The sequence below is a fragment of the Candidatus Defluviibacterium haderslevense genome (genome assembly GCA_016712225.1).
GTDB classification, from domain to species: Bacteria; Bacteroidota; Bacteroidia; order Chitinophagales; family Saprospiraceae; genus Vicinibacter; species Vicinibacter haderslevensis.
The window spans coordinates 4,191,532-4,213,632 of sequence record JADJRL010000003.1; the positions used below are offsets into that span (position 1 = coordinate 4,191,532).

Annotated in this window: 16 protein-coding genes; 6 read left to right on the forward strand and 10 right to left on the reverse strand. The window is 33.4% G+C overall.

The genetic code is table 11. From position 1 onward, the window contains the following. Positions 1–55 precede the first annotated feature (55 nt). Positions 56–2,551, forward strand: coding sequence for a T9SS type A sorting domain-containing protein (locus IPK88_16445; GenBank protein ID MBK8245017.1), 2,496 nt, complete (start codon positions 56–58; stop codon positions 2,549–2,551). A gap of 6 nt (positions 2,552–2,557) precedes the next feature. Beyond that, positions 2,558–3,043: a cytidine deaminase gene (locus tag IPK88_16450; protein ID MBK8245018.1), complete on the forward strand. Its 486-nt coding sequence runs from the start codon at positions 2,558–2,560 to the stop codon at positions 3,041–3,043. Between the two features lie 2 nt (positions 3,044–3,045). Here IPK88_16450 and kdsB read toward each other — a convergent pair whose 3' ends face one another. From kdsB to IPK88_16465, 3 genes are all read right to left on the reverse strand, one after another. Beyond that, the gene (gene kdsB / locus IPK88_16455; protein MBK8245019.1) at positions 3,046–3,804 is read right to left on the reverse strand and encodes a 3-deoxy-manno-octulosonate cytidylyltransferase; all 759 of its coding nucleotides are present in this window, start codon (positions 3,802–3,804) and stop codon (positions 3,046–3,048) included. 684 nt (positions 3,805–4,488) lie between these two features. Next, complete coding sequence (locus IPK88_16460) at positions 4,489–4,860, reverse strand: DUF1801 domain-containing protein (GenBank protein ID MBK8245020.1); 372 nt, start codon at positions 4,858–4,860, stop codon at positions 4,489–4,491. 368 nt (positions 4,861–5,228) lie between these two features. Next, on the reverse strand, positions 5,229–5,645 hold the full coding sequence (locus IPK88_16465) for an SRPBCC domain-containing protein (protein ID MBK8245021.1): 417 nt from the start codon (positions 5,643–5,645) through the stop codon (positions 5,229–5,231). 391 nt (positions 5,646–6,036) lie between these two features. Between IPK88_16465 and IPK88_16470 the strand changes: the two genes are divergently transcribed. Both IPK88_16470 and IPK88_16475 read left to right on the forward strand, forming a co-directional pair. Further along, a complete protein-coding gene (locus tag IPK88_16470) occupies positions 6,037–6,870 on the forward strand; it encodes a LysM peptidoglycan-binding domain-containing protein (GenBank protein ID MBK8245022.1) in 834 nt (277 codons plus the stop codon). Positions 6,871–6,898: 28 nt separating this feature from the next. Continuing rightward, on the forward strand, positions 6,899–8,257 hold the full coding sequence (locus IPK88_16475; protein MBK8245023.1) for a pyridoxal-phosphate dependent enzyme: 1,359 nt from the start codon (positions 6,899–6,901) through the stop codon (positions 8,255–8,257). Here the strand turns inward: IPK88_16475 and IPK88_16480 are convergent, their stop codons facing one another. Next, positions 8,258–8,989, reverse strand: coding sequence for a C40 family peptidase (locus tag IPK88_16480; GenBank protein ID MBK8245024.1), 732 nt, complete (start codon positions 8,987–8,989; stop codon positions 8,258–8,260). Between the two features lie 75 nt (positions 8,990–9,064). Here IPK88_16480 and IPK88_16485 point away from each other — a divergent pair, with 75 nt between their 5' ends. Beyond that, positions 9,065–10,135, forward strand: a complete 1,071-nt coding sequence (locus IPK88_16485) for a PorP/SprF family type IX secretion system membrane protein (protein ID MBK8245025.1) — start codon at positions 9,065–9,067, stop codon at positions 10,133–10,135. A gap of 29 nt (positions 10,136–10,164) precedes the next feature. Here IPK88_16485 and IPK88_16490 read toward each other — a convergent pair whose 3' ends face one another. Continuing rightward, positions 10,165–11,664: a GH3 auxin-responsive promoter family protein gene (locus IPK88_16490; protein MBK8245026.1), complete on the reverse strand. Its 1,500-nt coding sequence runs from the start codon at positions 11,662–11,664 to the stop codon at positions 10,165–10,167. A gap of 37 nt (positions 11,665–11,701) precedes the next feature. Further along, complete coding sequence (locus IPK88_16495) at positions 11,702–12,337, reverse strand: outer membrane lipoprotein carrier protein LolA (GenBank protein MBK8245027.1); 636 nt, start codon at positions 12,335–12,337, stop codon at positions 11,702–11,704. Positions 12,338–12,694: 357 nt separating this feature from the next. Between IPK88_16495 and IPK88_16500 the strand changes: the two genes are divergently transcribed. After that, positions 12,695–13,420: a TIGR02206 family membrane protein gene (locus IPK88_16500; GenBank protein MBK8245028.1), complete on the forward strand. Its 726-nt coding sequence runs from the start codon at positions 12,695–12,697 to the stop codon at positions 13,418–13,420. An 11-nt stretch (positions 13,421–13,431) separates the two neighbouring features. Here the strand turns inward: IPK88_16500 and IPK88_16505 are convergent, their stop codons facing one another. From IPK88_16505 to IPK88_16520, 4 genes are all read right to left on the reverse strand, one after another. Then, positions 13,432–15,402, reverse strand: coding sequence for an OmpA family protein (locus tag IPK88_16505; GenBank protein ID MBK8245029.1), 1,971 nt, complete (start codon positions 15,400–15,402; stop codon positions 13,432–13,434). Positions 15,403–15,671: 269 nt separating this feature from the next. Next, complete coding sequence (gene secDF / locus IPK88_16510) at positions 15,672–18,770, reverse strand: protein translocase subunit SecDF (protein ID MBK8245030.1); 3,099 nt, start codon at positions 18,768–18,770, stop codon at positions 15,672–15,674. 235 nt (positions 18,771–19,005) lie between these two features. Further along, positions 19,006–21,492 carry a carboxypeptidase-like regulatory domain-containing protein gene (locus IPK88_16515; GenBank protein MBK8245031.1) on the reverse strand — a complete coding sequence of 829 codons (2,487 nt, stop codon included), beginning with the start codon at positions 21,490–21,492 and terminating at the stop codon, positions 19,006–19,008. An 8-nt stretch (positions 21,493–21,500) separates the two neighbouring features. Then, positions 21,501–22,076 carry an aminodeoxychorismate/anthranilate synthase component II gene (locus IPK88_16520; GenBank protein ID MBK8245032.1) on the reverse strand — a complete coding sequence of 192 codons (576 nt, stop codon included), beginning with the start codon at positions 22,074–22,076 and terminating at the stop codon, positions 21,501–21,503. Positions 22,077–22,101: the final 25 nt, after the last annotated feature.

The following is a 22,101-nucleotide window of genomic DNA, read 5'->3' on the forward strand; positions in this document are numbered from 1 at the left end:
AATAGAATTACGCACCAACTATCAAAAATTATATCCCCTTAAACAAACTTATTTTATGAAAAAACTAATTCTGATTTTCATTTTTACGAGTTTCGCAGTAACATTCAATGCTCAAAATATTCAAGACCCTTTTGGTATTGGTCAATTGCAACAATCAGAAAAAATCGTCTCTAAATCTTTGTTCAAATATGTGGAAGCTGATCAATCGTTAAGACCTATTGAAAATTCAATCCAAGTCAAAGTTACAAACCAACAATTAAATAAATGGCTCAATCAATTTGATCCATTAATTAAAACAACATTGCCTCTCAGCGCAAATCATTCCGAAACATTATTGTTGACTGAATACAATTTTTTAGAATCGAATTTTGAAATTTATAGTTTAAATGATCAAAATTTAATCCCACTCCAATTGGATCATGGAATCCATTACAAAGGAAAATTAGATCATCCCAATCAGTCAATTGTAAGCATAAGTCTTTTCAAAAATCAAATCTATGGTACTGTCTTTATGGAGAATCAAGTGAATTACTCCATCATCCCTAAATTAAATTCATCGTCAAAAAATATTGAATGCACGATTTCAGAAGAATCCAAGATGGCTTATGACGATGCCGTCAATCTATGCAATACAGATGACATCAAACACTATATTGCAGATCAAATCAATATCAGTTCCAGATCCAAAGAAAGTTGCAAAAGAATTTCAATAAGCTTGCATGCAGATTATGATTTGTATCTTAAATTCAATAGCAACACACAACTTGTAAGCAATTACATTATTGGTGTCTTCAACAATGTTCATTCATTATACAAAAGAGAAGACATTCAGATTAGTCTTGCAGAAATCATCATACACACAAGTCCTGATTTATTTCCACATACAAGTTCCAATGAAGATTTAGATCATTTCAGATACAAGTATAAGAACAATAAAGGAAATATTGCACTTTGCATTTCTGGATTCGCCAGAGGCGGCAAAGCAGTGTTAGGTGGCATTGCATATATCAATACACTTTGCAATAAATCCTACGCTTATGGATATACCAATGTTAATGGCACTTATTCTGATTCCCCCAACTATTCCTGGGATGTATTTTCAATCACTCATGAATTGGGACACATCTTCGGATCACGACATACTCATGCATGTGTGTGGGGGCCAAACAAAAATACAGCAATAGATAATTGCAATGCTGTAGAAGGCAGTTGCAGCCCTGGTCCAGCACCCATCAAAGGTACGATCATGAGTTACTGCCACCAAGCTGGTAAACCTGGAATAGACTTTCTACTTGGTTTTGGAATAGAGCCCGGTAATCTAATCCGTGAAAAAATAAAAGCCTCAACTTGTCTGACACAATATGTACCCAATAATAAATCTTTGGCAACAAAAAACATGAATATTAAAGCCAATGTCGAATGTTTTGATGGCATATACACCCATTACTATTTTGATAATAATACCATCGATGAAACAGATGATATCTTACTCCTATCTATTCAAAAAAACAATCAGGAAATTGGATCAATACTAGATGGCAGTCTAACGATAACAGAAAATACATCAAATAAATTTGGATCGAACACTCCAACAATTATTACTGCAGCTTATGTCGATCCAAAAAATCCCTTTGCAGTTATCAATAAATATTGGACCATTACACCATCAAAACCAGTGACCAATCCAGTTAAACTTAAAATTTATTTTAACGCCATAGACCTTGCAGACTTAAAAGGAGCCAATCCAAATTACAACATAGATTTAGTAAAACTCTTCACAATAGCCAAACCTGGAAACCCAAATCCTGAATCCAATCACAATGGTGTAAGCTCAACTTTATATAAAGAATTTCAAAAAAGTACAACCATTGAACCCGACAAATGGAGCATCAACAATATTTCACCAGATGTATTCTCAGGAGAATTTGAAACCACCACACTTTCAGGAATTGGTGTTGGTATGAATACTCAATTGGCTAGCTTGGAACCTCCAACAGTATTATCCTATCTAAAAGCAAAAAGAATAGGAAAATCAAATCTCATAGAATGGAGCACCAAAACAGAAACCAATTTAAATTATTTTATCATTGAGCGATCATTAAATGCTATCAAGTTTGATTCCATTGGAATGAAAATCGCAAGCAAAAATAGTGCTACTGCCAAATTTTATTCTTTGGTAGATTCCTATTATACGACTTCAGAAGTTTATTACAGAATTGTTTATGTAAATACCAATGGTCAAAAATCGATTTCACCAGTCACATCATTGAGTTCACCGTATTTAAGTACCGTAAATTTAAACATCTATCCCAATCCAGCAACCAGTTCGAACTTTACCATTGAATACAATAATCTAAATCAGTTGAAGGGCACAATACTCATTAAGGTCAATGACTTACAAGGATTAACAGTTAAACAATTTTCCGCTACATTAGGAGATGGACTCAATTTTATACCTTGTGTTTCATCCGATTTAAACAATGGTATTTACTACCTCCAATTAAATACAGCAAAAGAATCTATCATGCAAAAATTTATCGTTAAAAAATAATATCTAATGATGGATCATATTTTGCAAATTCATTTCCAATCATTTGATCAGGGCAAAGATTTAGAAAGTCACCAGTCAAAATTATTAGCTCAGGCACTTGATGTAACGAATTTTGCTTACGCACCTTATTCAAAATTCAAAGTTGGAGCTGCATTACTTTTGGAAAACAACATCACTATTGTAGGATGCAATCAAGAAAATGCATCCTATCCTTGCGGTATTTGTGCTGAGCGAAATGTACTTTTTTCTAAAGGAGCACTACACCCAAATGAAAAAATAAAAAGTATTGCCATTGTTGTGCAAAACCAATCAAAAGACAATAACACACCTCCTACTCCATGCGGGCTCTGTCGCCAGGTATTGTCAGAATTCGAATTCAATAACCATCAACCCATTCAAATCATTCTAGGACATCCAGATAGAAAAACATGGGTCTTTAATTCTTGTGCTGACCTATTACCATTAGCTTTTACTCCAAGTAGTTTAATATAAAATTACAATGCATTCAATTCTGCATATAATCGAGCACGCTCCAGATCTTCTAAAGTATCTATTCCCGAATTAAATCCACTTCGTTTTTCAACAATTGCTGTGTATATGGAATAAGCATTTTCCAACCATCTCAATTGCTCTAGTTTTTCAATTTGTTCCAAGGCACTAGGCTTCAATTTCGAGACTTCAATAAGTACATTTCTTTGAAAACCATAAATTCCAATGTGTCTAAATGCCGCATTTAATACACTTACTTTATTAGTCGAAATGTCTCTTTGATAAGGTATAGCTGCTCTGCTAAAATACAAAGCTTTTCCATGAAGATCTTTGATTACTTTGACCACATTAGGATTGGTTAAATCATCTAAATCAACTATTGCAGAAACCAAGGTACCAATTTGAATAGTTGAGTCAAGCAACAATTGAGCTAAAGTAGAAATATCTTTGGGATTAATAAATGGCTCATCCCCTTGTATATTAATGACATGTGTGAAATCATCCAAATGTTGCGCTACTTCAGCGCAACGATCAGTTCCTGATTCGTGATGAAGCCCTGTCATTATTGCCTTTCCACCAAATCGCTCTACATGATCAAACACTATATGATCATCTACTGCAACAATTACTTCATTCAATTCAGGGCATTGTATTACTTGGTTATAAACGCGTTCAATAACCGATTTACCGTTAATGTCTTTAAGCAATTTTTCAGGAAGTCTGCTGGAATTGAGACGTGCTGGAATGATGGCTAGGATTTTCATATATACAAATCAGTAATTACGTTAAACAAAACAAAAGTAATATCCTTGTCATGAAATAAGTAATTATTTTAACTATTACATAATCCTTTCAATACAAACTCAAATCTTTTATTACAGAACTCTTTGCTCTTTCAAGAAAATATACTCTTCCGTTGTTTAAGTTCGCAAATTAAATTCGAGTAAAAATAGATAATTAAAAGTAGTCATAGAAATTTGAGTCGGCCTTAAGGGATAAGCCGTGAAAAAATGATGCAATGAAACCGTTAAAAATTCAAAACTGTATGAGCTCAACAAAATATTAAACAAAAGAACGAAAAAGCGAGCTGAGCAAGTGTAAGGCCAAAAAAAAGAAAGAAAGACAAATGCGAGTTTTTTGAATTTAGGTTTCATGAAATCATTTTAGGCTTAGACCTTACAGCCCTGCCTGACTGACGTCAGTCAGGCAGGCTAGAATTTTTGGTTCTTTTTTTTCATGAAAAAAGAACATAAAGTTATTAATTATACCGAAATTAATATTTCAGAAATATATCTAAAACAAAATAATTTTAAATCACTCTTCTAATTTGCATAGTGCAAAGAGTTATGAATTTCTAAACCTCGAAAGGTGTTTGAGGAAACTTTAGAAATAACATGTTTTGAAGCAATTTTAAGCTATTAAAAATACAGTAAAACACAATAAAACACTTAAGATTTCTTGCGCTTAACTTGCTTTGCAATTTCTTGATTAGCCAATACTTTAAAATCTATAATTCGCTCAATCAAATCCATAGGCATTGGTTTGTTAAGCGGAAACTGAACAGAACCTTTTCCCTGTTTATAGATTGATAATTCATTTTTGAAATGTTCATGACCCTGAGGTGTAGCATACAATCCAATATGATTTTTAAATGCTGCAAAATAAATGAGTGGTTTCCCATTAGTCTTATATGCAGGAATGCCATAGGAGATACTTTCAACCACATCTGGCACTTTATGTTTTATTAGTGCTCTAATTTCAGTAAGAATTTCCTGAACTTCAGCCGGGAAACTTTTGATATACAATGTTACACTATCCATTTCGAAATTTTAGATTTTAGCTATTTACAAAACCTGAAAATTATAATAATATCAATTCAAAAATTTAATATAAATCACAACTACTCAGATCACAATAAGTACGTTAAGTTTTTTCATCATTTTTGCAAAAATCAAGCAAAAATGTACCGTTGCTTCGAACGGCACAAGTCGCCAAAAACCTTATGAATTTCCTTTTCGCGACGGATGTTATCCGTCGCAATAAATTGATCGCCCCTACAGACCTATGACTTATCTAGTTAAGACAGTTCACAAATCTAAAAAGATGATATATTCCCACAATTGTCAATTTAAATTACTTTCTTGATTTTGAAAATAAATTAAGCCTATTGAGCTCAATGATTGCTGATTTAATTCGTTTCTGTGTAATGCTTAAAATGATTCAAGATAGCTTGCCATCCAAGCTCTTGCAATTCTAAAGAATTTTCATTTTCGGCTTCAAAAGATTCAAAAATGGTCGTTGACTTCTGATCACCCACAAAACTGATAAACACTTTCCGCCCATCCGATAAAGTATATTCAATCTTCTTTAATGGCTCAATACTATTATAAATGCCTTCAAAATCGAATCCAAAACTTCCATCTTTAGCTTCCATTCGAGATAGAAATTTTCCACCGACCGTTAAATCATTTTCAGCTTTGGTGGTATGCCAATCATCCGATGCTTGATTCCAGCATTTGATACATTCAGGATCTGTCCAATGGGACCATACTTTTTCAACGGGAGCATGTATTTGAATTTTTACAGTAATTACTTGCTTTGTCATATTCTGAATATTTTTATAGTCTATGGTTCATTTTTTAAAATTTCTGATGTGACATACATTTGCATTGAAATACACCACCTTAGAATTATTAATATTATAGCAAAAATACCTCCAAAAACATATAAAAATAAAATTTTGAAATTGATTTTATATTTCTTAGCCAATAACATACTTTTTTAATTCGTTCAACTATGTAAAAATGAACAGCGGGAGTTAAGATGTTCTAATACTTAGCTAATCAAAAACAAATTAAAAAACCCATCAATCGATCACAAAGTGAAATAAAATGTAATTAGGTCTTAAAGGACCATTTTTTTAATAATAAAAGGTTAGAATGGTTATTTATTACATATTAAATAAAAATGTAATATATTTGCAGTAAATTATGCTTATGAAAGCTTTATCCCCCTTAATTCTAGGTCTACTTATTACTGCATCTTTAACAGCTCAAACCCCTATCTTAGCCTCATTTGATAGTCAAAACAAAGTATATAGTCTGCATCAAGTTATAAAAAAACAATCCATTTACGCAATATGCAAATATTATCAAATCACAGAACAAGAATTGTTAGCAGCCAATCCGGATTTAAATCGAAATTCTTTACCCGAGTCCATTTGGTTGAAAATTCCGCTAACAAATACGATCCAATTGAATAATACCGGGCTTTCGTCTAATCTAGTTCCCATTTTTTATAAAATGCAAAAAGGTGAAACGGTCTATGCCTTAGCGAAAAACAAACTTAAAATACATCCATCGCAGCTTCAATCTTTAAATAATATTAACCTCAATAACATTCACCAGGACCAAATGGTACAAATTGGTTGGCTCAATACGACTAAAACAACCACAGCAACAATGCTTCCAAGCGAGAATGAAACCCTTAATGACACCATTTCAACACAACTGGAAGATAAAGGGACTATACCTGCTGAGGCAACCGGAAAAGCTATAGATTTAACCAAAACTTCAAGAGGAGTAGCCTGGTGCCCGGAAGTAGACCTAGGAGAAAGTGGATATTTCGCTCTTCACGCCAAAGCCAAGAGAAACTCATTAATCGAGATTACGAACCCTATATTGGGTCGAACCGTAATGGCAAAAGTTATAGGCAGAATCCCCAAAAACATCCCAAAAGATGTTCAAGTTCTGGTATCTAAAGATGTAGCCAATGTATTATTGGCTAATAATTCAAGGTTCTTTGTTCAGATACGTTACGGACTCAAGTAAATTTAGTTAAATTTGCGCAAAATTCTACATGAGCTACTACAACAATATCTTAGAAACCATAGGAAATACCCCATTAATTAAACTTAATCGAATAGTGTCAGGTGTTCCCGGTACTATTTTAGCGAAAGTAGAAACCTTTAATCCAGGTCACTCTATAAAGGATAGAATGGCTGTAAAAATGGTAGATGATGCAGAGGCTAAGGGATTTCTAAGACCTGGTGGAACCATCATAGAGAGCACAAGTGGAAATACCGGAATGGGATTGGCCCTAGTAGGATGTGTCCGAGGTTATAAATGCATATTTACAACCAATGACAAGCAGTCTAAAGAAAAAATAGACATGCTTAAAGCAATGGGAGCTGAAGTAATCGTTTGTCCTACCAATGTAGAATCTAAAGACCCAAGGTCCTATTATTCTGTAGCTGAAAAATTAAGCAAAGAAATAAATAACTCATTCTGGTTCAATCAATATGGGAATTTATCGAACAGTCAAGCGCATTATGAAAGTACCGGACCTGAAATCTGGAAACAAACTGAGGGTAAAATCACTCACCTTGTCGTAGGTGTAGGCACTGGAGGAACTATTTCTGGAACGGCAAAATATTTAAAAGAACAAAACCCAAATATTAAAATCTGGGGTATTGATACTTATGGCTCCGTATTTAAAAAATTCAAAGAGACTGGGGTCATAGATCCAAATGAAATCTACCCTTACCTCACAGAAGGTATAGGTAAAGAAAACATTCCTTTAAATGTAGATATGTCTCTTATCGATTTATTTGAAAAAGTAACTGATAAAGATGCCGCCCTTACAGCCAGAAGGTTGGCCAAAGAAGAGGGCATTATGCTGGGATTTTCAGGTGGTTCAGCTATGGCTGGTTTATTGCAATTAAAAGCCCAATTGACCAAAGATGATGTGGTCGTTATTATATTTCACGATCACGGAAGCCGCTATCTAGCTAAAATTTACAATGATGACTGGATGAGAGAACGTGGCTTTCTAGAAGGAGAATTGAAAGTCCAGGATTTAGTAGAAGCAAAAAACGATAAGTCTTTTTATTCCGTAAACGCAACTGATAAAGTTCGCGATGTACTGAATATTATGAAACAAAGGGATATTTCTCAATTACCGGTCATGGAAAACGGTGAAGTCATAGGTACCGTATCTGAAAACTCCATACTTGCCTATATTTTAGAGAATCCGATGCAGAATGCTGACAAAGAAGCTAGACATATCATGTCAGAACCTTTGCCAAATGTTTCTATGGATCTTCCATTAAATCTCCTCAACAAATGTTTTTCTGAAAAAACCCCAGGTGTTATTACAAAGGACACCTCAGGACAATATCATGTTTTAACCAAATATGATATCATAAAAGCATTATAATTATTGCCATCTTTTAATGGAATGCAATGGGTGTGTCATAGTATCCGTATCCATGTTATAAATGCCTTTTTCATCAATAAAGTCTATCCGAACTTTACCTGAGGCATGAAGTATACTTTCAGTTGATAATAGTATACCTACGTGCGTAATGTGACCTTCCCTATTTGAGAAAAAGGCCAAATCTCCCGGCAGAGACTCATTTAATGATACTTCAGTATGACCTATCTCAGCTTGTTGTCTGGCATCACGAGGCCATTTATAGCCCATAATTCGGCCAAATAATTGGGTTAGTCCGGAGCAATCTATTCCGAAAATAGTTCGTCCACCCCACAAATATGGACACCCATAAAAAACAGTCTGAATCAGCGCTAAAGCTTCATCAATACTTAGATTTTCCTTCGATATTCTGTAGGTCCATTCATCTTCGTCTTTGATCAATTCAGGGTTTACTAACGCCCCAAAAGGCAAATAACTGGATTCCAAATCTGTATCCAAATAGGTAAATGGTGAAATGACAAAATCAATATTTTCTTTGGCATGTTCGATTAAGGAATATTTATCTTCAACCCATCCTTGATACCCGTCGTGTATGGATTCGACATATGCCCATTCATTTTCATGCTGAAGAATACGAACAGACTCACCATATAATAATTGGTTTACCAATTCTGATCGATGCGAAGGTTCTTTTCTCACTTGAACCGTAGCCAAAACAACACGATATATTTTCATCCATGCAAAAATATGAAAAACCACATTTAATCTGAGTTAAATTCACTTATCTTGCAACTTTAAAAATAGAATAACATGTCACGCTATCATACATTTACCAAAATTTTCTTTGTTTGTATTTTCATAGCTCTAACGAAGTATAGTTATTCCCAAGATGTTTCCTTTTCCCAATATCAGGTCCTCCTACCCTACTACAATCCGGCTTTTACTGGAGCATTTAACGGAAGTTATCGGGTTCGACTCATCAACAGAAATCAATGGATTGGTTTTAGTGATAAATCTTACAGATCATTTGCCATAGCCGGTGATATTAAATTTAGAATTAAAAACAAAAATATAAATACAGACTACCTAGGACTGGGAGCCTATTTTATTACCGATAGAGCACAAATTGTAGATTGGAATACCAATGAAATCAATATCACATTGGCTTATCACAAAAGACTCAATAAAATAAAAAATTCTTACTTAACAGGCGGCCTTGGCATTGGAGTACAACAACGCTCTTTAAGTTATGACAACATTTATTTTGAGGACCAATTTGATGGTCTAAACTTATATAACAGACCTACTAATGAGATTCTTCCACCAAATATTTATGCCTATTCGGATTTAAAAATCGGCATACAATACAATACCAATCTTAAACCCAATTGGATACTTCAGACAGGGCTATCCACTCAGTATTTGCTGAATCCGAATTGGTCCTTATTTAAAAGTATAGAAGACATTAATTACAACGGCTCTACAAAAAGTAATGCACCCTTAGAATTAAATTTCATTACTAATCTTTCTTATATCTACGATAAATACAATACGATATATCCAAAATTATTTATCAGCAGTCAAGGACCCCATCAAATCATACAAGTGGGCACATCTTACAGACATGCCGATTATTCAGTAAAACAAACAGCAATTCATGCAGGAGTATCATTAAGAATCGTCAACACACCCTCTGCAATATTACCTGTAGATTTAGGATTATTGGCCGGATATGAAATCAAAAATTTCATAATAGGCTTGCATTATGACATAGGATTAAGAGATGCCATCAAGTATGGCCGACCTTCACATTCATTTGAGATTAGTCTTTCGTTGGTTGGAGATTATGACAATGAAGGATTTGTTTGTCCTCAGTTTTAATGGATCTGATCTTTTAAAACTTGATTATTTTATAGTAACTTTTTTTTCATCTCAACAGCTACTTTTCGATCATTACTCAAACGCTGAACTTTGAATTGTTCACCGTATTTATTTATAGACATCATGTATTCTTTAAATCCATCTTTTCTAACCACTCTTATTTTTAATCGGTCGAGAATTTTACCCACAATTAAATCTTTATAATAAGAATTACGCTTACACAATGCATCATTTAATGTTTCTTCAATTTTTGAAATCTCATTTTCTAAATGCTCAAATTCAATAAACCATTCATGATACGCCAAAGCCTGATCGTCAGGGTTAACGTGTGGGGCAACGCAAAATTCAGTTATAGAGAATCCATGTATTTTTTGGGCATGAGCCATTGCAGCCTCTATCTCAGAAGCAATAACATGTTCACCAAAAGCAGAAATGTATTGTGACACACGTCCGGAAACTTTTAATTTATAAGGCTTTAATGATGTGAATTTGACCAAATCCCCAAGCATATAGGACCAAAGACCTGCGTTACTACTTAATACTATGGCATAATCAGTATTAAGTTCTACTTCATTTAATAAAAGCCGCGATGGTTTTGACGAACCAACTTCACTTAAAGGAATGAACTCATAAAAAATACCTGATTGAATGATCAGCCTCATTTCATCGACAAATGGATTATCCTGATAGGCAATAAATCCTTCACTCGCCGGATACGTTTCAATTAATGCAATTTTTTTTCCAATAAGATCATTCATCCGACTTTCATAGGGTTGATAATTAACCCCACCATGAATATATAATTCTAAATTTGGAAAAACTTCTAACACATTTTTCTTACCCGTTTTCTCTAACAATTTTTCAAAGAGCATTTGAACCCAAGGCGGAATTCCACTAATCGCGCGCAAATCTCTTGGCAATAAATCTTCAATTATTTTCTCTACTTTCAATTCCCAGGGTTCAATACAATTCAATTTATAATCAGGCAGTTTAGCTCCTTTAAACCAAGCGGGAATTTCATGATTTACGATACCTGATAATCTACCTGTAGCTATTCCATTTGTAAATTCCAATTCCGGTGACCCTGATAAAAATAACATTTTTCCATCAAAAATTTTGGTTTCAGGTACATGATACACGTAAGAGAATAATGCGTTTCTAGCGCTATTAATATGATTAGAAACACTCACTTGAGTTATTGGAATATATTTAGTTCCAGATGTTGTTCCTGACGTTTTTGCTAAATATTTAGGTTTACCGGGCCATAAAACATTCATTTCTCCATGTGCAGCACGATCAAAATAAGTTCTCAGTCCTTCATAATCTCTTACAGGAACAGCTTCTTGATAATCCTTTATTGATTTAATCTTTGAAAAAGAGTGGTCTTTACCAAATACTGTTTTTTTACCATTGAGCATTAATTTATTAAATATCTCTTGTTGGTAACGTTGCGGAGCATTTGCGATTACCTCTTCACGTTTACAAACAACTTTGGCTGTTGTTCGAATCAAATTTGATTTTATACTCATAATTCAATAATCACTTTATAACTAATAACAAATCGATTTATTCTTCCCTCAGATCTTCTATATGAATACCTTTTAATTGATCAGTTTTCATTTCAAAATCTGAATTGGGAATTTTAGTATTCACCGTATTACTCTTGACTTTAATGGTTGAATTTGATCCATTTTTTTCGAACCATTGAACTTTTGTAATTTGATTTGTAGTGGTATTAATATATAATTTTATTTTAAAAACGCTCTCCTTTCTATCTAGTGGTTTAAAATCAAAAACAGCTTCAGATTTGGTTGTTGAAATCAACTGGTACTCGTACTGATCAGATTTATATAATTTGACAAGATATTTAGGATGAAAAGGATTCTCTGCCGATTCAATCTTAGAAATTTGAACTTCTTTTTGGGAAACCAAATAAGTCCATTGAACTGACCCATTAAAATAAATTTCCTGTTGTGGAAGTATCATCTTGAAGGCATCTCCTTGATAAACAAATGAGCCTTTTTCATTTTTTGGTTTGCTTTCTGCAACTTTAGTTTCCAGATCAAATTCTATTTTTAAACTTTTATATTGTGTATACTTTTTATCAACATGAGTTAATATCTTTAAAGCCTTTGGATCTGTACTAGCATTACTGTGTACCACCATCAAAAAAAACACAGAAAATACGATCAATTTTTGCATATCACAATTTAAGGATTAGACCCAAAAATACCCTATAATTCGGCCAAATATAGTTAAAAGTTGGTTAAACTCTATTGTACAAGCTATTTTGCATCAAGAATTGAAACCTCAACCAAAAGGACCTCAAATATTAAACTTATAAAACACAAATATTCAATAGTCCTGAATAACTGTTTATTATCAAAATGAAAATCATTAGTTTATAACTTACATTTCCCGAACTCATTAATATAAATATGCAAACGATAATAATCAAGAATTAAAGACTTGGTAAAACCTTTGACCTTAAAATAGAATTTTATAAATATTTATAATAATTCCTATTTTTACCTACCCATTCAAGCAACGTTTACAGATATGGACCGATATTTTGGCAATATGGAAGGATTTCAGGCTTTTGGCTCGGCCCATTTAATTCCTGTAATCTTCTACACCATTCTAACATGCATTTGGATCTATTTAGCCAAAAAATGGGATGATCAAAAACAATATAAAAGTGCTTTGTACTTTTCATTTGTACTGGCTGGACTTGTCCTATTCTGGATGTTTTTCAAAATGTGGAATAATCAATTTGACCCTGCCGAAGATTTTCCTTTTCACTTATGTAATATTTTAACACTGGTATTACCTTTCGCATTATATTATAAGTCACGATGGTTTTTTGGCATACTCTATTTCTGGGTACTCGTAGGTACCATGCAGGCTATTTTAACTCCGGAATTAAAAGAACCCTTTCCTCATTTTATTTATTTTAGATATTGGACCGTTCATTGTGGCCTTGTTATGCTGATATTCTATGGCTTGTTGGTTTTCAAATGGAAAGTATACTGGAAAGATATTCGCAATGCAATAATTGGTGCAAACGTTTATGTTGTTTTTTCTTTTATTGCCAATTATCTATCCGGAGGGAATTACTTCTTTACCATGCACAAACCAAGAACAGCTTCTTTACTTGACTATCTTGGACCTTGGCCATGGTATCTATTCACCGGCCAAATCATAATGGTTCTTTTGTTTATAGGGGCCTATCTTCCGCTTCACTTTAATTACAGAAAGTATCAAAAGACAAATCAAACAATCTAAACTTAAAATTTCTATAATTTTATTCTAAAAGTTGTCCTTCTATTTTTTTGATGTTCTTCTTCGGTACAGGTACTACAATTGCAATTTATAGCTGGATCAAGTTCACCTACTCCATTGGATTGAAGTCTATTTGAGGGAATTCCTTTGCTGATCAAATAGGAAACGACAGAATGAGCTCTTTTTTGACTTAAATTTAAATTATATTGATCTTCACCTCGACAATCTGTATGTGACACAACTACAATATTAATTTTTGGATTTGAAATAAGTATCTCATATAGATGATCTAAGGCAAACTTAGCATCTTCTCTTATATCCCATTTATCGTAATCATAATATACATTATCCAGAACAAATTCTTTATCGATAATCAAAGGAACCAAAACTACTTTATAATCTAAATTAATGGTTGTATCTCGCTCCAGTGAATCCAAGAAAGGAGTTCTAAAACTCAATATTTGATTCAAATATCCACGTCGTGAACACTTAATTTGGTAATCGGTATTCGGATTTAAATAAAAAATCATTTTAGTTTTATTTCCAGAATAAACGAAATCCTTCATATCCTTGGTCATTTCCAATTGGACCGAATCTAATTCTTTATTTAGGTTTTCAGTCTTGTATGTTTCGATTTTTAGAAAAGTTATTGTTGCAACAATATTAATTTTACCAAGCTTTTTATTGGGGACATTGAATACACTATTTGGATTTTTTATATACTGAAAACTATAAATATCATCACCTTGAGATTGATTTCTGTTACTGGTAAAAATACCTGATTGAACAATGGTATCATTAGATTTAAATAATGGATCTTTAGAAAAATTAAAATCGTCCGCTCCACTATTCACTGGATAATCTAAATGTTGCGGAGATGACCACTTACCATCTTTGGTTCTCCATGTTTTAAATAGATCTAAACCACCCATACCGGCTAAATAATCTGAAGAAAAATATAAGGTATCATGATCCCAGGTTGGGAATTTCTCATTACCCTGTGAATTAATCAATGATCCCAAATTTACTGGCTTACTCCATTGTTCATCCATCCATTGGGCTAAATACAAATCATACTTACCTTCACCCCCTTCTCGATCGGAGCTAAAGATCAAAATGGAATCTGATTTATAAATTGCAGGATTTACATTATTACATTTAAAATTACCTAAATCTATTAATTGTGGTTCTTCATTCTGAGGCAATAATGCAGAATAAATTTGGCAATAATAATCCCCCGTTCCTGGATCACTACATCTGGTAAAATATAATTTCTCACCATTATTCACAAGGGAACAACTACCTTCATTATCAGGAGTATTGATGTTATTTATTGAAACCAAATCGGCTGATTCAGATTCACGATTCAGAATAAAGAGGTCAGAAAAAAATTGACCAGACCAGTTGTATTTTTTTTTGCCTTTGGTTCCAAATCGATCAGAACTAAAATAGATGTCACCTGCAGGACTATAAACAGCTGCAAAATCATTAGCAGTTTCATTTAATGATTCAAATGGCCTTACTCTATAAATAAAAGGATTGGACTTATTTTCTTTCCAACTTTGAGCTAATTTGCAAATAGAAATTTCGCGCCTGTATATTAAACCACCTTGAGCTTCTTCTGCTAAATCATTAAAGACATCAATAGCATAATCGTATTGTTCATTCTGCTTTAAGGCGAAGGCATATTTTTCGAGTGCCGGAAGACCGTATCCCAGATCATAAGCCCGCTTGTACCATATTAATTCGTTCTCTGAATCACTGATTTTGGAATAACATTGTCCTAATTGAAAAGCTATACCTGCTTTGGATTTTTTAGTAATGGCGGTTTCAAATTCATTGTTATAAAAAGAAATAGCGAGTGAATATTGCTTCACATCATACGCTTCTTGTCCTGATTTGAGTTTTTTCTGACTCATACAAGACACCAAGGCAATTAACGAGACCCAAATAAAATGCCGTTTAGTCATTATACTATAACGCAAAAAAATGTCTTTTAATGTAACTATTCAGTTCCCAATTTGAACTGTAAGTTTTTGTCATCATTTTTGCAAAAATCAGGCAAAAATGTACCGTTGCTTCGAACGGCACAAGCCGCCAAAAACTAAAAATATTTTCATTTTACAACGGATTTTATCCGTCGCAAAAAATTCATCGTACCTACAGGACTTTTACCTGAATAGTTACCTTTTAATAAAAAATGCTTTAAAAGAATTACTCTTTTAAAGCATTTTTATATAAAAATATACAATTTCTAAACTGCTTTAGATTTTGAAAGTTTATTTGTTATGGCTTCCTTAGTTTTTTTAGTCCTAATTCTCATACTCTTTGCAAAATCGACGATAACCGGAGTGGCAACAAATATTGAAGAATAGGTACCAATAGTTATTCCGACGATTAATGCAAAAGCGAATCCTTTAATGGATGCTCCACCGAAAAAGAACAATATTATGATCGTCAATAAGGTAACCAATGAAGTATTAATTGTTCTGGATAAGGTTGTATTAATAGCATCATTGATCAATTCCCTTTCACTTTTTTGCGAATCTTTAGACAGATAATCCCTGATTCTATCAAATACGATAACGGTGTCATTCATTGAATATCCTATAACAGTAAGCAAGGCAGCTATGAAAGCCTGATCAATTTCCATTGGGAACGGTAATATTCCATGAAATAGTGAAAAACAAGCTAAAACGACTAATGTGTCATGGACCAATGCAATAATAGCTCCCGCACTGTATTGCCATTTTCTAAATCGGAGCAAAATATAAATAAAAATTACAAGCAATGACAATATTAAAGCTTTATATGAGCTGCTTTTGATATCATCTGCAATCACAGGCCCTACTTGAGAATAAGAAGTTATATGAATTCCTTTGCCATCATGATTCGTGAAATCAGCATACTCAACTTGCTTGTTTAATGCCTTATTTATACCTTCTAATAATTTTGCTTTAACTTTTTCATTGACATCGGGTGATATATCATTAATTAAATATGAAGTCGTAATGTTATAAGTATTTCGTGTGTCAACACTCTTTACGATAGGGTTACCTTCAAAAGAAGTGGTTAATTCGTTTCGGAGCAATTCCGGATCTACATCCTGATCAAAGGCTACGTTAATAGAATATCCTCCTTTAAATTCTACACCCAACTCGAATCCTCTGGTAAAGAATGATACAAATCCTATTATAGTCAAAATGGTAGAGAAAATATATGCATACTTTCTATTTCCAACCCAATCAAAATGAAAATTCTTAAATGCTCTTTTTGTCATTTCAGATGCGAACGAAATAGACTTACCTTTATTCATCCACCAATCAATGATTAACCTGGAAACCAAAACTGATGTAAATACAGAAAATATAATACCTATAATTAACACCAAGGCAAATCCTTTTACTGGTCCAATACCATAATAAAATAACACAATTGAAGATAGTAAAGCCGTAACGTGCGAATCTATAATAGCTGAAAGTGAATGCTTAAATCCCTCAGCAATAGCCTGAAGATAAGTTCGTCCTTCAGCTAATTCCTCTTTAATACGTTCATAAATAATGATGTTGGCATCAACCGCCATACCCATAGTTAATACAACCCCGGCAATACCTGGCAACGTTAATACCGTTCCAAATGATGCCAATGTTGCAAGTATAAATACAATGTTTAATCCTAAAGCTAAAATGGAAATAAATCCTCCTCCTGTATAGTAAAGCACCATAAATAAGAGAACTAAGAAGAACCCCCCAAGAATGGAATATAATGATCTGTCAATATTTTCCTTTCCTAATGAAGGCCCTATCAATGATTCTTGTACAATATGCGTTTTTGCAGGTAGTTTACCAACCTGTAGGATATTGGATAAATCCTTGGCTTCGTCTATGGTAAAATTACCTGAAATTTGAGTATTTCCTCCTAAAATTGGGTTAATTACACGTGGACTAGATACAATCTCGTCATCCAATGCAATAGCAATTTGCCGATTGTTATCATTAGCAGCACGGGTTGTCATTTCACCCCATATTTTAGATCCTCTATTGTCCATAGCCAAATTAACTGTAACTTGACCTGTTACCGGATCAGGACTGACTGAAGATCTGATTATCCGTGCGCCGTCCAAGGTTGCTCCATCTGAACCCACTTTAGTTCTAATTCCATAAAGTTCATAGGAATTGGTTACCTCCTTGGTTTCATAATTAGAGTATGGTTCTGCTGACAATCTAAAATCTAAATCACTCGGAAATATAGATTTTAATTCGGGTTTTCTCAATAATTCTAAAACTTTGTCTTTATTTCCTTTTTCAACTACACCCAAAACCGAAGGAGAATAACTAGCTGTAGAGCCTCCATTAAGACTTAACAGGGATAACAATGGACCTCTGTCGGCAAATGGATCTGCATTTCTGATGGTATCAACACCAGCTAATGTAGAGTCTATAGCATTTCCTAAACTATCTCTGGTTATATCATATCTATTTTTTAATGTATATGCTTCTTTATTAACTGCAGATGTGTCACCGGATTCAAGAGATTTAAGTTTCTTGTCAGCTGTTACAAAGGCATCAATAAGTCCCGGGTCATTAATTCTGAACAGGTCCCAAAACTCCAATTTGGCACTTGCCTGAAGGTATTTACGGGCACGAGCTGGATTGTCAATACCCGGCAATTCAACCAGGATCATATCCCGTTTTTTATCTAAAGATATATTTGGTTGAGTCGCACCGAATTTATCAATACGATCTTTAATACGTTTGAATGTCAAATTAACCGTTTCATCTGCCAATTCTCTGATAATTCTAGTAACATCAGCATCAGAAGATTGAATGGTAATTCTATCTTTTAATGTAGGGCTCCTAGAAAAAACGGAAGCCATACTCTTGCCATTTCCTGCTTTTTTAAATTCTTCGGCAAATAAGTTGATAAAATCCAATTGACTGGTCTTTTGTCGTTCACTAGCTGCTGCTAACGCTGTTTTAAAAACAGGATCTTGACTCTTACCTGCTAATGAAATCATAAAATCCTGTAAATCAATTTGGAGCATACTACTCATACCACCTTTCAAGTCCAAACCTAGACCAAGTTGCTGTTTTTTAAGGTCATTATAAGTATATTCCTTCAACATGGGAATACTGAAAATCTTCTCGCTAGAAATGGAATCCAAAAAATACGCCCGAGCCGCTTTCTCCTCCGTATAGCGCAAATCTAAATCAACTATGCCGGCACTCTTTTCAATGGCATAGCTATCAGCTTGTCTTTCATACTTCATGGTCGGTATGTAAAAAATAAATTGGAACAGACATACCGCAACAAGCGCGATTAAAACAAACTTGACAATTCCCTTCTCACTCATAATTCTTTATTTATATATTTTTTGCAAAAACTCCGCAAATATAAGGGAATATAATGGACTGTTGTACGAAAATTTTATAAATGATGTGTTTAAATAAGTGACTGAATTATTAAGTGTAAAATATTAATAATCAACCTTTTAGTAACATTATTTCAAACCGACATGAAAAAATTTTCAAATTCTAATATTCAATCCATGCTAAATTAGGCCATTTTTTGAAAAATTTCAAAGTACATTATCTCCCTACAGATAGGGTCTGGTTTATCCCAAATCTCAAATAAGAAGGTCCATTTTTAAAATTTTCAAAAACCTGGACCCAATCCAATCGAAAAAATCTAAATGCCCCATAACCTATATTACCAAATCCTATACTCAATTCTTGCAATCCGCTTTCATGACTACTGACCAAGCCAGAAAAACGAATGTGTTCAACCCATCCTAATCGGTTAATTCCAGGTATCCGATCCAACAATATTCCTTTAAAATCGTGCTCTATATGAAAGGTCAATAAATATTTAGGTTCTATAATTCTGTATAAACCCCATCCTAAAAAGTAATTATTCAATTCTGGTAGCGAATAAACAGCAAAGGCATTCCCATTTATATACAATTGGTCGACAACATCCATTGGTGATTTGGAATCTAATAAAGATCCTGCTAAGGTCAGCAAACTCGCACCCCATCTATTCCATGAAATTTGTTGACTTATACTCATGTCATATTTCAAAAAATGTTCTTTAGTCGTCACATAGTAGCCTAAAGTTGCCTTTAAATTGATTTTTGGCCAATCAGATCCCAAATTGGTTATTCCATTTGGTGTTTTCCATACTTTTGAATAAGGCTGGATGTCAAAACGGATGATAGCTTTAATTAGATTTCGATGACTAATCTTCAACAATTCTTGACCATATTCAGTGGTTTGGTTTGTTGAATAAGTTACATCTTTTTTTAGCCAACTGTATTGACTTTGATTCGAGACTGAAGATCTGTTTATATAAAAAAGTGAAAAATGACTTCGAATACTATAATTTATATCTCTGGATGCGTCAAATTGAATAAAATCTTGTTGATATAATTTTAAGGCATTTTTTTTATTAAGCAATGATGAAAAAGTATTATACAAATTCGAAACATTCTGATAAGAATTAAATTCTGATAATTCTGAACCTCCAGCCCACCGCAATTGTATATTTTTGAACGGATTAAAACGATAATAAATAGATGCTTTAGCATTCAATCGTTTATTAGCAAATCCATAACTCAAATCAAGATCACCAGTCCATTTATGATACCATAAATCTTTATCTAAATATTGAGATAGCCTTAAAGCAATCATGAGATTGGTCCCTTGCACCGGATTAAATGCAAGTGAGTTGATTGGGCTTTTATAGGTTATAAATCGTTGTTTGTAACTTTTGGAATAAGTATAACCCATCAACAGGTTGAGCCATTTAAATTGATTGGATATCCGATCTGTAGAATCCAAGTAATGCTTTGAGGCTTTGATCAATTTTAAACTATCTTTTTTTAAATAATCGAGTTGTTCATCGCTAGTTAAAGGCATGGGCCTTATAGAATCCCAATACAATTGACTTTTAAAGTTAGAGCCTTTAAGTATCTCTAGTGTTTCATTTTTATTCTGTATCCTAAGTGTATCATTTATTTGTATATTCTTATAAAAGATACTAAAATTCCCTTCAAGACTTATTCCTAGTAATTCAGCCTTAAACTTAAACAATTGATTTTGGACCCTCCAAAAACTATCCTTCCCAATTGAAAAGTGATTTTGGTTTAGAAAAATAGTATCAAACAAAGCTTGCTTAATTTGGGCGCCCCGAATAAATCCATTAAAACTATAGATCACAAAGGCTTGATCTAATATATAAAGATCTCCGGACCACACAGCATCTTCTCTGATTTTAGGAATCATTCTAATTTTATGAACTGATTGATTGTTTTCATTGGTATAAGTACCTAGCAATTTATATTTGTAATGATTCAATGCATAATCTGAAATTGGAGAGATTATATCTTTTGAAAAGGGTGTGACATTTTGATACAAATTAAAATTCAAGGCTCCTGCCCGATTAAACGAAAATCCATTATCATCTCCGGAAACTTTTGAACTGATCATAACCTCTTTAATCGTATTGGGCTTTTCAAAAGAAATTTCAGATATGGATTCTGATAAATAGACAATTCCCTGGCGGTTTGAATCCAAATTACCATCCATATTCCCAATGTTTTGTCCCAAAATTTTATTTGGTGCATTCAATATTCTCATCGAGCCCTTAGTATAAGATTCGCAGGTATAAGAATGATCCCATTGTTCATACTTCTTTCGATTAGCAATGGTTCGACGAATAATGTCATATGCTGGATCTTCTTTCTTTGAAGAAAACGTAATTTCTCCTAATTTGTAAATCGCTTCATTCAGGACAACATCAAGCTTCACTGGAGTTGTATTATATTGGACCTCTCTTACTAATTTTTCAAAACCAGTATATTGATAGACAATTTTAATTGAACCGGTCTTTAAGGCTAATTCATACTGCCCTTTCTCATTGGCCAAAGTTCCTATAGTAGTTCCTTGAATGTAAATACTAGCATAGGGTAAAGCCTGACCATCAGCATCTTTTATGCTACCATATAATTGAGCTAAAGAGGATTGCTGTTGGAATAAAATCAATCCAAATATGAAATAAAAAACGCTTTTTCTCATGATCCTAATCAGATTTTCAACCAATTGTGAATTATTTTTTTACCCCCCGGCGTATTATAAGATTCAGGATGGAACTGAATTCCTTCCACAGCAAACCTTTTGTGCTTGATACCCATTATTACACCGTCGTTGGATAAACATGTAATCATTAGATCATTCACAGAACCTTTCAAAGTCAATGCCCACGAGTGATACAATCCTCCTGAGAAAGGTTGCTCCAATCCTTGATATAAAGATTGGGTATTGCTATCTAAGACATTGATAAGTGTAGACTGCCCATGTTGAACCTGTTTCAAATTATAAAGTTCCGCGCCATAATATGATCCAATAGCCTGATGCCCAAGACATATCCCTAAAATATGTTTATTATGTTCAAAATGCTTGAGAATAAGTGGCATTAAAGTATAATCTTGTGGCAAGCCAGGACCGGGTGAAAAAAGAATTTTAGTATAATCTTTACAAACTTCAAATAGGTCTAGCTTGTCATGAATAACGCGCACTTCTGCCCCACACTCTTCTAACAACTGCACTAAGTTATAAGTAAACGAATCTTGATGATCTATTATTAATACCCTTTGGTGCATTGCTTAGTTAAAAGAATTATGGATT